This window comes from Bacteroidia bacterium, from assembly GCA_033391075.1.
In the GTDB taxonomy this organism is placed as follows: domain Bacteria; phylum Bacteroidota; class Bacteroidia; order J057; family J057; genus JAWPMV01.
Map to the genome: position 1 here is coordinate 3588451 of JAWPMV010000001.1, position 13193 is coordinate 3601643.

The window sequence follows — 13193 nt, forward strand, 5'->3', positions numbered from 1 at the left end:
ATGGAATACAAGATCAGGAAAGGGAGCATAGATGAGGTAGTCGAAATTAGCCGACAAATACCAGAATTTATCAATCCCTATCCGAAAGAAACCTATGAGGCGCGCCTGTCGGGCGTGCCTCATCTCATTCTAGTAGCAGAGTCTCAGGGAAAAGGAGTAGGATTTAAAGTAGGGTATGATCGAGATAAAGACAGTTCTTTTTATAGCTGGATGGGTGGAGTTCTTCCTGATTACCGAAGAGCGAAACTTGCCAAAAGGCTGGCCGAATATCAGGAAAGCTGGGCAAAAGAACAGGGCTATATCAGTATTCGATTTAAAACGAGAAACAAACTCAAAGCCATGCAAATATTTGCAATCTCCAGAGGATTTGATATCATAGCATTGTTTCCGGAAGACGATTTGGGAGAATATCGCATCCTGATGGAGAAACAGCTGTAAACGCTTTTACTTACGGATTCGTTAACCCTATAAGACTCAAAAATATGCGCAAACAAATACTCTTAATTCTATTCTTTTTCTTCAGTTTTGGTATACAACTCTCTTTTGCCCAAAACAGTAGTGAACTTCCTATAGAAATCCTTAAAGATTTTGAAGGTAATGCTGCCCCCAAAAGCCTGTTAGATAATGATGGCAAACCCGTTATCCTCAGTTTCTGGGCAACCTGGTGTGCTCCTTGCCTACAGGAATTAAAAAGTATTAAGAAGATTTATGCGGACTGGCAGGAAGAAAGTGGCGTGAAACTGATCGCAATTTCCATAGACCGAAACAGGCAACTGCCCCGCGTCAAGCAATTGGTTGAGAAAAACAACTGGCCCTTCGAAGTTTACATGGATGCTGATGGCGAGTTTCGCACAGCCCTCAATGTGGTCAATATCCCTCACACCTTTGTCCTGGATGGAGAAGGAAATATCATTTACCAAAGTACTTCCTACAGTCCGGGAGATGAAATGAAGCTCTACGAAAAGGTGAAGACAGCTAGTGACTGATTTCCATAAAAGCCTTTATTCCTTTCACAAAATCTGCCTTCCCACCATAAGAGGGATGTCGGATGTACTGATACTCAATTGAGAGGTCTTTCATATCCTCAAGTCCGAAATAGGCTTTCTTCCCAACAGCTGCAATTCGCTCTATAGGGTACATCTTTAGCAAGCGTCGAATAAAAGCCTGCCCTATTCTCAACTCCCCTACCCTGGGCCCTCTATTGCTTTGGGGATTTTCCTTGAGATGAGGATGAAAGGGAAAGATATTCCAGATCAAAGGTACTTCCGGGTATTTATTCAATTCCTCCCAGACCATGAAGGCTGAGCGTTCTTTCTCCAGGTCTCCTTTTGTCAGACATTTGTACCCATACCCCCCACCAAAAACAGCATGCTCGACTTTCTGAAACAAAAGTGATTCGCAGCTAAAAGGTACTCCACTAAGTTTGCATCCCTTATATCCCGGTGCTTCCCCCAGAAGCAGGCTCCGTGGCTGGAGGGTCTCCATCCGTTCCAGATAAATCCTGAGATTATGTCTCCGTAAGATGGAAGCTTTCGAATTTCCCCTATACAGATTTTCAAAATCTTCTTGACTCGGGATTTTTTTGAGGGCACGAAAGAAGGCATCAATCATCCGGCAAATTTCTCTGCGAAGAAGGAAACTTCAAAGTTTGGGCATAAAAAAAGCGTGAGTAAGCGAACTCACCCACGCTCGATTCATGAAGTATCATTACTTTTTACCGAATCCAAAGTCATCGACGACAAAGCTCAGATAATAGGTAGATCCTATTTGAGGGCCGCCATAAACTGTCAGGTATTCCTTGCCTAATATATTTGAACCTCCGATTTTGACTACGGATTTGATTTTTTCTAATCTGAGAAAGACAGCTGCATCAATCTGACTTCTGGCCGGAATTTGGCCTATACCAAAAGGAGATTCCCAGAGATAGGCATCATTCCAACGATAATGCAGGCTAAAACCCAGGCCGCGATATATATCCCGATTACTCAAGGTTCCTCCAATTCTGTTTTTAGGAGTATTAAAGCCCGCCAGGTAGCCGGGATTATTTGCAATAGCAGAATCAGCGTCAAAAGTAGAATGAGTATAATTCACACTAAAGCGGTATTCATTAGGAAGGCGAAATTCAAGATTTGCCGTTCCTCCTGTCGAATAAATAGTTTCCGGAATATTGGAATAAACTGCAAAAGCACGATTCACCAATAAGCTATAGGTACTGATCCTGGTAACAAAGTTCAGGTACTGGTTATGATAAAGACTCAAGTCCAGTTTAACTCCATCTCCAAAAGCACCTGAATATCCAAACTCATAATTGGTGATTTTCTCTTGCTGAAGGTAATTCAACTCAGCCAATTCTAGCAAAGAAGGATCATTCCCTCCATTGATCAGAAACCTTTGGAAAGATTCCAGGGTCAGGAGTTGATTATGGATATCTACTCCGTTTACCAGATTGCCTTGTCCGATATCGAAATTGAAATTCTCAAGATTGTCTCGGGTTCCTCCCAGAATGATAGCTTCCCCCAGGTTCAGAGCGATATATGCTTCCTGTGATGCAGGATTTCGGAAACCAGTCTGAGCAGTAAATCTGAAGTTCTGGTCTCTGTTTTTTCCAAAGCTCAATACCAAGGATCCTCTCGGAGTGGTACGTCCTTCGAAATTCAGATTTTTATCATAGCGAACCGATCCTCTAAGGGTAATCCTCTTGTCCCAAAATTGACGGGCTCCCTGTACATAGGCTCCGTATTCAGGAATGGGAATATTAGTATTAAATCCTAATGCTCCATCATTAAAGAGGCTTCCTTCAGAATTGAGATTGTATTTTCGAAAACTACCTCCAATCTGCAGGCTGAACAATGGGAATTGTTCTTTGAAGTCATAATTACCATCAATATGGTAAAAAGTCGATTTATCGATAAACTTCGATCCACCTGTAGAAATGTCGGGATTGTTTAAGGTCAACTGTCTCAATTCCTGGAAAAGCGCCGTCTCAGGCCCTGATATATCCCTATCGGCAAACTCACGAGCTGCACTATGATCTGCTGCCAAAACACCTGAAATTTCACCCCGGTAGGCGGCACCATATTCCTGAGACCAAATCGCACTGGATTTAAGTCCTTCCTGAATAAAAGCACCAGTTGCCAACATCTGATAGGAATCTCTGGCATCTTCCAAAGAATAGTAACCTCTCAGGTAAAAGTTGGGCGAACGCAGTTCCAGATTATGGATTTGCTGGTTGATATTTCTTAGGGGGTAAATCGTAGTATGACGAAGGATAGCATCCGCATAGGTGTATCGATAGCCATAAATTGCCTCAACTTTATCTGTCAGTTTATAGTGCAAAGCCGCGCTGGCTTTGATGTTGTCAATATTATAGTCAACTATATCTGATTCTGCTATCCCGGACCTGTTGATGGGGGTAAAAGTCCCATTTCCTACAAGATCTACCGGAACCACAATTTCATCCCCATACATATTCACAGCATTATAATTGGGATCTGTTCGTGGGCGGGATAAAAGAAGTTCACTATTAGGTATATCTGAAATCGATATATAGTGACTCTGATCATTGGCCGTCCAGTCTGTTGCTTTGAGGTAGGAGATATTAAACTTAAAGGCCAATTTATCATTGATCTTTTGAGCATATCTTACTGCACCTTCTACAAAAGGATTGGTTCCACCTGCATCCTGTACCGTAACTCCCCCTTTTACCGAAGCACTCAAGCCCTGATAATCAAAGGGGTTTTTAGTTGACATCACAAGGGTTCCATTAAAAACATTGGGACCATAAAGCGCTGAGCCGGGTCCTGGAACCAATTCAATGTCTCTCAAATCAAGTTCGGAGCTCCCTACGAGATTACCCACAGGATAATTCAATCCGGGACCGATAAGGTCGACACCATCCAGTAATTGGACAAATCGCCAGTTTTGCACATCAGCGAAGCCACGCGTATTGAGCGAAGCAAAACTAAGGCTACTGACATTTACCTGAGCACCGGGTAAGTACCTGAGCCCTGTATAAAAATCAGGGTTAGGTATTTCTCTGATAGAAAGCAGGCCCAACTTCTGCGCATTGAGCGAAGATTGAGCGGTGCGCTCTTCCACTTTGGAAGGAGCAACTACCACATTCTCAACTTTTGGGGCAATAGCAATTACCCCCTCTCCTTCCGCTTCGGGATACAAGAGGATGTTGATTGTTTCTGACTTCTGCTTGACCTCAAACTCCTGGGTTTGATACCCAAGGGCCATAATCACCAGTGTGAATGGAGGGGCAGCCGAAGCCTTCAGTTCATAAGCACCGTCTGGATCACTTAAGGTCCCCTGAACCGTACCTTTTACCGATATGTTCGCTCCTACTATGGTTTCCCCGGAGACAATATCATTTACAGATCCTTGCACGAGAGATTGCGCATAGCTATTGGAGCTTAAACTGCAGGCAAGGAATAAAGAAAGGCAGTAGTAAATGCCTGTTTTAAGCATAAAACTAATCGTTTGGGCAAAAAAATTGGATTGAAATTTAAAAGACCAGATCCGAATGAGTTAAATCCCCAGCTCACCGGATTCAGTAAATATAACAGCTATTCGGGGCATTCTATTATGTTTGCTTTTCGATTTTTAAAATTTGTGGATATACGGCTGCTTTTGAGGTGTAAATGGTTCGAAATCTAAGAATTTTTGATAACGGGCAGACCATATTTTACTACCTCCATCAAAAATTCACTGCTTTTATAATCCCATTTTCAAAAATTATGTAACTTAATCACCTACCTATATACACACTTTGTTTAGTTCTCAAAGAATTTATACCAGTTCACTTGCCCCTGCGGATCTCCAAAAGGAAATAACGGAGGTTTTTCAAGCCTTTGAATCTAATTCCCAGCTTTCTATCACGGATGAACAACGTCCCTTTGATGCAGACTTTGAGCAAGGAATTTGGAGCCTGAGTCCACGAGATATGGAAAAAGGAGAAGAAAGGTTTAGGATCTGGGGGGAGATTCAAGCTTATGAGGAGCAAGGGAGCCGCTTTATTTTTCAGGCCAAAGCCAGCAAACGTCAAAAATGGTCTCTTTTTAAGGATTCCCTATACGGTCTCTTCCTTACCGCTTTTACAGCCTTTATGGAAGTGATCCAGGAAATACCCTTGATAGTTGTCATCCTCAGTATACCCATAATGCTGATTTTCGTAGGAGTTTACCTGAAGAAATCTCAACAGAAAATATTAAGCTATCGATGGGATCAGTTGGACAAAAATCTGGGAGAACTTGCCAGACCTCTTTAAGATCAGAAGCTAAATTCAGGATCATCAGGATCTGCCGTTCCAATCTCATATAGTTGATCCAGCAATTCAGCAAAAATGTCGTAGATCGTATGTAATCGATCCAAATCTTTGATTACTCCCATAGCTGTAAAGGAGAGGACATTTACTCCTTTGGGATATTTTCTTTTAAAAATCCCATCATCCTCTTCCGTTTTAATCTCAATATGCTTCTCTGTTTTGCTTATCAGGGCCCGCAGTTTCCAATTCTCAAATAGCATCCTCAACTTCCGTTCATCCGTACCCTGGATAATAAAATCCTTATCAAATTTAGGCTGCCCGACGATGATATCCTGAAGCCCAAATTTTTTACCAACATCTCTCAGGAAATTTCTGCGAACAATCCGAAAGGTAAAATTGTCACGATAGACATAGGCAGAACGAAATCGGGTAAAAGTTACATGCGTGTTGCCAGTAGATACCACATAAGTATCCAGACAAATTTCCCAGTCTTTATGATATGCATAGACTTTCTCCGTCTTGCTCATAAATTTTTTCTCCACCTCAAAATCCCCACCTACATTTTCACTAAACTGTTTCCAGATTTCAGCTTTACTCGGGCCAAACATTCCCCTTTTCTTTTTCATAGCAAAAGATTAGTCAGGAAATAATACGAAATTCAGACAAAAATCAATAGCTATGCAAACAAGAAGTATCCCGGGATAATACTTCTATCTTTTCCAGCTGATCCAAACAGGACTTCATCATCTGAGTTAAATGATCCAGTTTAACAGGATCTTTGATAAGGCCTACTACATGGTAAGAAAGCTCCCCGACCCCCTCAGGCAATTTCTTAGCAAGCCGACTTTGGGCTTTATGGATTTTGAGTTCAAACTGCTTTTCTTTTGCAAGAAGTTTCCGAAACATATGATCTCGAAACATGTTTTTTAACATGCGCTCATCAGAACCTTTGATCACGAACTTATGGTCAAAATCCGGATTCCCGATCTCCACATCCTGATAGGAAAAGAATTTCAAAAATCCTGTTAGCATATGACTCCTGAAAATTCTGAAATCAAAGGCTTTTATCTGATTAAAGGGAACTCGTAGACGGGTATAATAGATCATGCTGGAACCTGTATGAACTACATAGGTATCCAGGTGGATAATCAATTGATGATGTGGGATTTCGATTCGCTGTACGCTTCCTTTTTTGGATTGGTACAACTCCAGATTTCGTTGATTTGCGTATTCCTCCCAGACAACTTTTTTACTGGGACCAAATAGTTCTTTGATCTTCATGCTTAAGGGTCTTGTGTATGCAAAGGCAGAACCTTTGTATAAGGACTCTATTTCAGACCAAAAGATGGAATTATTTCATGATGAGTCGATGGGCTTCTTTTAAAAGTCCCTCTTTCTCAGCTAAGTCCAGAGAAAGGGGTAATTGAGCCAAACCAATCAGGCGACGCATGATTTCTACTCCCACCAAAGCTTCCAATACATCCGTATTTAGATTTGAAGAGAATTCATAGTTAGTCAGGATTTGATCAATGGAAGTCTGTGCTTGTTCAGCCATGTGGAAGTGGGCGATCCAAACCGAGAGATCAAACTCAGGAATACCAAAAAAACCAAATTCAGGATCGATGACTTTTACGCCACGTATGGTCTGCAACCAGGAGCCAGGATAAAAGTCTCCATGTAATAAGGTAGGACCATCTTCCAGATAATATTTGCTTAGCTCCCCTACCCGGACTTTAAAGGCAGCATCTGTTTTATAGCTCATCGCTATTTCCTGCAAACCTGGGCTCACATCATCCAAATTGAAGCCATTCTCTTCCAAAAAAGGATAATTAAAGATATGCTCTGCATTGAGCGCACGCATATCCCGATTCGGAATATTTGGGGTAATTTTTTCGCTGTTAAATTCCCCATGCAGAATGCTTAGAAATTCTGCCAGCTCTTTGATTTCCTCAACTTTGATATCCTTTTCTTTCTGGTAGAGAAAACTAAAATCTTCAGAGCTACCCAGATCCTCTAACTGGATCAGATAATTCTCAGGATCTTTAGCCACCAATTCTGGCGTATAATCATACAGCCGGACATCTTGTTGAATGGTTTCGTAGAATTTAGCTTCAACCAGGGCTCTTTCTACCGGAGCCGGCACTTGTGGATACTTTTCTACGTAGGGCCTGGACTGTTTCAGGATAAAGCTGCGGAAATTACTTCTCACCCTCAAGGTGTAATTCATATTTCCTTCTCCCGCCTTCTTCGCAGAGATGAGTTGCTCATCAGGAGCGATCCATTTATGGCTCCTGAGGTGTGCTTCCATCTGTGGCAGTTCATCAGCATTGAGGGTAAAATTCATTGGGCAATCCGATTTTCTATTAATCAGCAGTAAAGATATTCCATAATCTGGAAAATGGAAACTATAAGGGCCTGGATTTGCTGATTTTGTCTCCTCCCGGACTTATTCAAAATGCCGCATAAATTCCTCAGTAAAGCTTGCTGGAGGACTGTGGTAATAAAATACTTTTCTTTGACTCTCCAACTCCTTTGAGACCAATAAATAAGCTTTGTAAACTCTCAAATCAGAACTATCAGAAACAATATTGTCGGCTTCAGCCAATCGGATTTCCACTGGCAGTTCTTCGTATTGAAAACCTTCTTCAGAAATGAGGTAAGCACTAGCCAGTAAATCAAAAGGATTGTATTTATCTGCGCCCCAAATGCTCCATTGCTTCAGCCAGTTTTGGGATCTATCTGCCAGGTATTTTCCGGCCTCACCACTAGCTTCAAGACGATCCAATTCTTCCTTTCCAAACCAAACTTTATGTGAGATTTCAAAGGGATGTAAGACAACTTTAATGTCATGCTGCAAAAGGATGCGGAAGGCATTGGGGTCCAGGTCGAAATTCAGGTCAGCAAAGGGGGGATCGTGGCTTTCACTGGCTTTAAAATGGTGATCGATACTCCGTCGACCAGCCACTAATACGACCGATTTAATTTGGCTGGCTAAATCCGGATAGAGCAGGAGCAATAATCCTACATTTGTTGCAGGGCCAATGGCCATGATGTGAAACTTTTCTTTTTGTAAGGCCTCTGCCAAAGCTTCAACCGCATCATTGCTTCGTATTTCCTGTAAGTCTATCGCTTTCGCCGCTCCTTTATAAACAGGAAGCGCTTTAGGGCCAAATGCATCTCGAATCTCTTTTCCCAGACGGTAAGCATTATCAATGTCCGTATTTCCAAAAACGGTACTGACACCTACTACTTCCACCTTCTCCGAATGCAAAAGATGCATCAAAGCAAAGCCATCATCAACATCCCCATACAAACCATTTGGATTTTGGACTCCGATCGCCAGGTCTGCATCTACCCAGATTTTCTTTATTCCACTCTCTTCCTTTTCAGGCTCCTTCGACTTTTCTTTTACTTGCTCAGAACAGCTTATCAGACAAATCAATATCAGGCTCCAAAGGGCTCCACTTCTGCTTTTTGGCATAATTAATTACTCAATTTCTTCTGTAAGAACTGACAAATAGCTTTTGATTCCATCCACAAAATTGCCCAATCGTAAATTCTCATTGGGGCTATGCTGGTTATTGTCCTTATTTACTGTGGGAACGGTAATCGCAGGTACTCCCAGATTTACCACAAAGGGGGAAATGGGAATGGAGCCTCCTGAAGTAGGCTTTCTAACGATCTGTTTTCCATGGGCTCTATCCAAGGCACTACCCAGCCATTTTGCATAAGGAGATGTGATAGGGGTACGAAATGCTGCATAAGAATGCTCAAAGGTAAAAGATGCGATCCTTCCATGTTCTGCTCTTTCTTCATCCGTAGGTTCTCTATCCGCTTCTATTACATAATATCCTTTGCTCTCCACATGCTTTTTAACCAATCCCACCAGATAATCCGGATCAGATTGGGGAACCAAACGAATATCAATCTCTGCGATAGCTATACTCGGCACAATGGTTCTCCTTTGCGCCAACACCCAGCCGGAAGACAGACCTCTTATATTTAGGGAAGGATAAAGAACAGATTCCTGCAAACTGCTACCTACTTTATCAGTTTCAGAAATTCCGATGGTTCTTTGCAAAGCAGGCTCATCATCTGGTACGGCTTCATAGGCTTCCCGCATTTCTTTAGAAATTGTAACTCCCTCATAATATCCCGGAATGGTCACTCGTCCATCCTCATCCTTCATGGATGCTAAAAGCTGGGAGATTCTCAGAGCGGGATTTGGAGCATAGTTTCCGAAGTGTCCACTATGCTGTGGCTTTTTGGGTCCAAAGACTTTCAGGGTGATGGTACTGATCCCTCTCGCACCAAAAGTCAGGGTAGGAAGTTTGCTGGCATGCATGGGGCCGTCATAAATGGTTAGCACATCTGCAGCCAGCTTTTCTTTGTATTTCAAAACAGCATCCGGTAAATGAGGAGAACCCAGTTCTTCCTCAAAGTCCATAATGACTTTCAAATCATAGGGTTGTTTATATCCTTCTCTTTCCGCTATATCCAAAGCAGACAGAAACATAACTACCGGCCCTTTTGCATCTGAAGCTGCGCGGGCAAATACCCGCCAATCGGGATTTACTTTGCCTTTGATATTTGACCAGTCGATAATCTCCCATTTCCCATCCTTCATTTCCTTCAATACCGGCTTCCAGGGATCAGGCTGAAACCATGCTGTAGGATCAACAGGCTGCCCGTCAATTTGTAAATAGATCAATACGGTATTTTCAGATTTACTGCCTTTTCTTTCGGCTAATAAAAGTGGAGGTCCTCCGGTATCCAGCCTTTCGGTACTAAATCCCCTTTGCCCGAATGCTTTTTCCATCCAGCTCACATTCATTTCTACATGCTCCTCGAAATGGGCATCATTGGGAATACTCAGGCACTCTTTCAGGAGTTCGTAGGCCTCAGGTAATTGTTTTTCAACTGCTGCATCCAGTTTAGCCATGTTTTGGCTAAAGGCATCAACATTCAGGAAGATAAGCAGCAAAATCAGGCTGCTTTTTGCTAGAAGTAGTTTCATAGATATTCAATTGCTAGCACCAAGTTACAATTTTGCCTCAAGAGAAAAGAGAAAATCCTGCTGAAATAGCAGAACACATGATGCCACACCTGCCATTTCGACACCAAAATCGAGCAGATCATGTCATAATGGCCACTTTTCCTTAATGGTCAGGAATTTGATTCTAAAATGGAAACAAAGCAGCAAGTACATAAGAAATGAATTTCAACAACTATACATTGAAGGCACAGGAAGCCATCCAAAAGGCAAGTGAACTCGCCAAGGCTTCCCGGCAGCAGAGCATAGAGAGTGGGCATTTACTAAAGGCCCTACTGGAGACCGAGGATAGTATCATTCCTTTTATGCTGAAAAAGCTGGGAGTGAATGTTGACTTTCTCCAGACGAAACTGGAGGAAGTGCTGGCCGGCTATCCCAAAATAGAGGGAGCTACGGGCGGACAATACCTTTCTAATGAAAGTCATGCCATCCTGGAAACCGCAAACAAAGCAGCAGGCAAACTCAATGATGAGTTTATTAGCCTCGAACATCTCTTATTGGGATTGATCAATTCCAAGAATGGTGCAGGAAAATTATTGAAGGAGCAGGGAGTTAGCGAAAAAGCATTTATGCAAGTGATGGAGGAAGTACGGGGAGGCAGTCGGGTAACTGATCAAAATCCAGAAGCCAAATACAATGCGCTGAAAAAGTATGCAAGAAACCTGAACGAGATGGCCCGTAAGGGAAAACTCGATCCTGTGATAGGTAGGGAAGATGAAATCAGGCGGGTAATTCAGATACTTTCGAGGCGTACCAAAAACAACCCCATCCTGGTGGGAGAACCCGGGGTTGGTAAAACGGCAATTGCAGAAGGCCTGGGTCATAGAATCGTGCAGGGAGATGTTCCTGAAAACCTCAAATCCAAGACGATCTTTTCCCTGGATATGGGAGCCTTGATAGCGGGAGCAAAGTTTAGAGGAGAATTTGAGGAAAGGCTGAAAGCAGTGGTAAAAGAAGTAGTAAGCGCCGAGGGGAGCATCATCCTTTTTATTGATGAAATCCATACCCTGGTAGGAGCCGGAAAAGCAGATGGAGCGATGGATGCAGCGAATATCCTGAAGCCTGCCCTTGCCAGAGGAGAATTGAGAGCCGTAGGAGCGACAACATTGGATGAGTATCAAAAGTACATCGAGAAGGATAAAGCATTGGAAAGGCGTTTTCAGGCAGTAAGAGTAGATGAGCCTGGAGTGGAGGATACGGTTTCCATCTTGAGGGGATTGAAAGAAAGATATGAGGTGCATCATGGAGTTCGAATTACAGATGCCGCCATCGTTGCAGCAGCAGAACTTTCCAACAGATACATCTCTGACCGTTTTCTTCCAGACAAAGCGATTGACCTGATCGATGAGTCAGCAGCCAAGTTGAGACTGGAGATAGACAGTATGCCTGAGGCACTCGATGAGATAGAAAGAAAAGTTAGGCATTTGGAAATTGAGCGGGAAGCATTGAAGCGAGAAAATGAGAAGAAGAAGATGGGAGAGATAGAGGAGCAATTGGCCAATCTAAATGAAGAGCGAAAAAGATTGCGTTCCCATTGGGAAACAGAGAAAGGAATCATCCAAAAGATCAGAGACGCCAAAGAGCGACTTGAAGCATACAAAGTAGAAGCAGAGGAGGCTGAGCGCCAGGCAGATTTTGGGAAGGTAGCAGAGATTCGATATGGTGCGATGGTTAAGGAGGAAGAGCATATCGAGGCGCTCAAGCAGGAGTTAGCGGGCTATCAAAGTGATCTCCGCATGTTGAAGGAAGAGGTAGAGGCAGAGGATATTGCGGAGATCATTTCCCGCTGGACAGGAATTCCGGTGAGTAAGATGGTAGAAAGTGAAAGGCAAAAGCTCCTGAATCTGGAAGATGAACTTCACAAGCGAGTAGTCGGGCAGGAAGAGGCAATCGAAGCTGTATCGGATGCGATCAGAAGAAGCAGAGCAGGATTGCAAGATCCCAATCGACCTATAGGCAGTTTTATCTTTCTGGGAAGTACCGGAGTGGGAAAAACCGAATTGGCCAAGGCCCTTGCCGAGTATCTCTTTGATGATGAGAAATCCATGGTCCGCATCGATATGTCGGAGTACCAGGAAAAGCATAGCGTAAGCAGATTGGTGGGAGCACCTCCCGGATATGTGGGTTATGATGAAGGAGGACAGTTGACTGAAGCTGTAAGGAGAAAGCCTTACTCCGTTGTTTTGCTGGATGAGATTGAAAAGGCCCATCCCGATGTATTCAATATCCTCTTACAGGTTTTGGATGATGGAAGGTTGACGGATAATAAAGGAAGAGTGGTCAATTTCACCAATACCATTATCATCATGACCTCCAATATGGGATCGCACTTTATCCAGCAGAAATTCGGAGAACTGAATGACAGCAATAAGGCAGCCCTTATGGTCATGATCAAGGAAGAGGTGATTGATCTACTTAAAAGCCATCTGAGGCCAGAATTCCTGAATCGAATAGATGAAACCATCGTATTTGCACCACTGAGTGAGGGCGATATGCGATCCATCGTCCAAATTCAGGCAGCAAGATTGATCCGCAGCTTGCAAAAGCTGGACATCCAATTAGAGTTCTCAGAAGAGGCCCTGGATCTGATCGGAAGCCTCGGCTACGATCCACAATTCGGCGCAAGGCCCGTAAAGCGAATCTTGCAAAAAGAAGTGGTCAATGAATTGTCTAAATCAATTCTTGCGGGGGAGATAAACAAAAGTTCTCAAATTCAGGTGGATGTCAAAAACGGCATGATCCGATTTGAAAACATTACTCAGCCCGTCAATTAGTATATAGCTCTTAAGAAAAGAGAATCTTTTTCAGGCGCAGGGAGAAATTCCTGCGCCTTTTTTTCAACCATTTCTTCCCATTTCCCGTAGGTAAAAA

11 protein-coding genes are annotated in these 13193 nt (G+C 43.0%); 4 read left to right on the forward strand and 7 right to left on the reverse strand.

Features of this window, described 5'->3' with window-relative positions; all coding sequences use genetic code 11:
• Positions 1-438, forward strand: a complete 438-nt coding sequence (locus R8P61_14395) for a GNAT family N-acetyltransferase (protein MDW3648255.1) — start codon at positions 1-3, stop codon at positions 436-438.
• Between the two features lie 44 nt (positions 439-482).
• Positions 483-986, forward strand: coding sequence for a TlpA disulfide reductase family protein (locus R8P61_14400; GenBank protein ID MDW3648256.1), 504 nt, complete (start codon positions 483-485; stop codon positions 984-986).
• Here R8P61_14400 and R8P61_14405 read toward each other — a convergent pair.
• Both R8P61_14405 and R8P61_14410 read right to left on the reverse strand, forming a co-directional pair.
• On the reverse strand, positions 976-1611 hold the full coding sequence (locus tag R8P61_14405; GenBank protein ID MDW3648257.1) for a uracil-DNA glycosylase: 636 nt from the start codon (positions 1609-1611) through the stop codon (positions 976-978). The genes R8P61_14400 and R8P61_14405 overlap by 11 nt on opposite strands.
• 96 nt (positions 1612-1707) lie before the next feature.
• Entirely contained in the window at positions 1708-4473 is a 2766-nt protein-coding gene (locus R8P61_14410) for a TonB-dependent receptor (GenBank protein MDW3648258.1), read from the reverse strand.
• Between the two features lie 301 nt (positions 4474-4774).
• Here R8P61_14410 and R8P61_14415 point away from each other — a divergent pair, with 301 nt between their 5' ends.
• Entirely contained in the window at positions 4775-5272 is a 498-nt protein-coding gene (locus R8P61_14415) for a hypothetical protein (protein ID MDW3648259.1), read from the forward strand.
• 2 nt (positions 5273-5274) lie between these two features.
• Here R8P61_14415 and R8P61_14420 read toward each other — a convergent pair whose 3' ends face one another.
• From R8P61_14420 to R8P61_14440, 5 genes are all read right to left on the reverse strand, one after another.
• A complete protein-coding gene (locus R8P61_14420; protein ID MDW3648260.1) occupies positions 5275-5895 on the reverse strand; it encodes a DUF3137 domain-containing protein in 621 nt (206 codons plus the stop codon).
• Positions 5896-5938: 43 nt separating this feature from the next.
• Entirely contained in the window at positions 5939-6550 is a 612-nt protein-coding gene (locus R8P61_14425; GenBank protein ID MDW3648261.1) for a hypothetical protein, read from the reverse strand.
• A 70-nt stretch (positions 6551-6620) separates the two neighbouring features.
• Positions 6621-7613, reverse strand: coding sequence for an aminoglycoside phosphotransferase (locus tag R8P61_14430; GenBank protein ID MDW3648262.1), 993 nt, complete (start codon positions 7611-7613; stop codon positions 6621-6623).
• Between the two features lie 102 nt (positions 7614-7715).
• The gene (locus tag R8P61_14435) at positions 7716-8750 is read right to left on the reverse strand and encodes a nucleoside hydrolase (GenBank protein ID MDW3648263.1); all 1035 of its coding nucleotides are present in this window, start codon (positions 8748-8750) and stop codon (positions 7716-7718) included.
• 6 nt (positions 8751-8756) lie between these two features.
• Positions 8757-10286: a M20/M25/M40 family metallo-hydrolase gene (locus R8P61_14440; protein ID MDW3648264.1), complete on the reverse strand. Its 1530-nt coding sequence runs from the start codon at positions 10284-10286 to the stop codon at positions 8757-8759.
• Between the two features lie 197 nt (positions 10287-10483).
• Between R8P61_14440 and clpB the strand changes: the two genes are divergently transcribed.
• Positions 10484-13096, forward strand: a complete 2613-nt coding sequence (gene clpB / locus R8P61_14445) for an ATP-dependent chaperone ClpB (GenBank protein ID MDW3648265.1) — start codon at positions 10484-10486, stop codon at positions 13094-13096.
• Positions 13097-13193: the final 97 nt, after the last annotated feature.

Bases quoted from the DNA above. Each gene is read 5' to 3' on its own strand.
- R8P61_14410 (MDW3648258.1), bottom strand. From the start codon at position 4,473: ATGCTTAAAACAGGCATTTACTACTGCCTTTCTTTATTCCTTGCCTGC.
- R8P61_14420 (MDW3648260.1), bottom strand. From the start codon at position 5,895: ATGAAAAAGAAAAGGGGAATGTTTGGCCCGAGTAAAGCTGAAATCTGG.
- R8P61_14395 (MDW3648255.1), top strand. From the start codon at position 1: ATGGAATACAAGATCAGGAAAGGGAGCATAGATGAGGTAGTCGAAATT.
- R8P61_14405 (MDW3648257.1), bottom strand. From the start codon at position 1,611: ATGATTGATGCCTTCTTTCGTGCCCTCAAAAAAATCCCGAGTCAAGAA.
- R8P61_14400 (MDW3648256.1), top strand. From the start codon at position 483: ATGCGCAAACAAATACTCTTAATTCTATTCTTTTTCTTCAGTTTTGGT.
- R8P61_14435 (MDW3648263.1), bottom strand. From the start codon at position 8,750: ATGCCAAAAAGCAGAAGTGGAGCCCTTTGGAGCCTGATATTGATTTGT.
- R8P61_14440 (MDW3648264.1), bottom strand. From the start codon at position 10,286: ATGAAACTACTTCTAGCAAAAAGCAGCCTGATTTTGCTGCTTATCTTC.
- R8P61_14430 (MDW3648262.1), bottom strand. From the start codon at position 7,613: ATGAATTTTACCCTCAATGCTGATGAACTGCCACAGATGGAAGCACAC.
- R8P61_14425 (MDW3648261.1), bottom strand. From the start codon at position 6,550: ATGAAGATCAAAGAACTATTTGGTCCCAGTAAAAAAGTTGTCTGGGAG.
- clpB (MDW3648265.1), top strand. From the start codon at position 10,484: ATGAATTTCAACAACTATACATTGAAGGCACAGGAAGCCATCCAAAAG.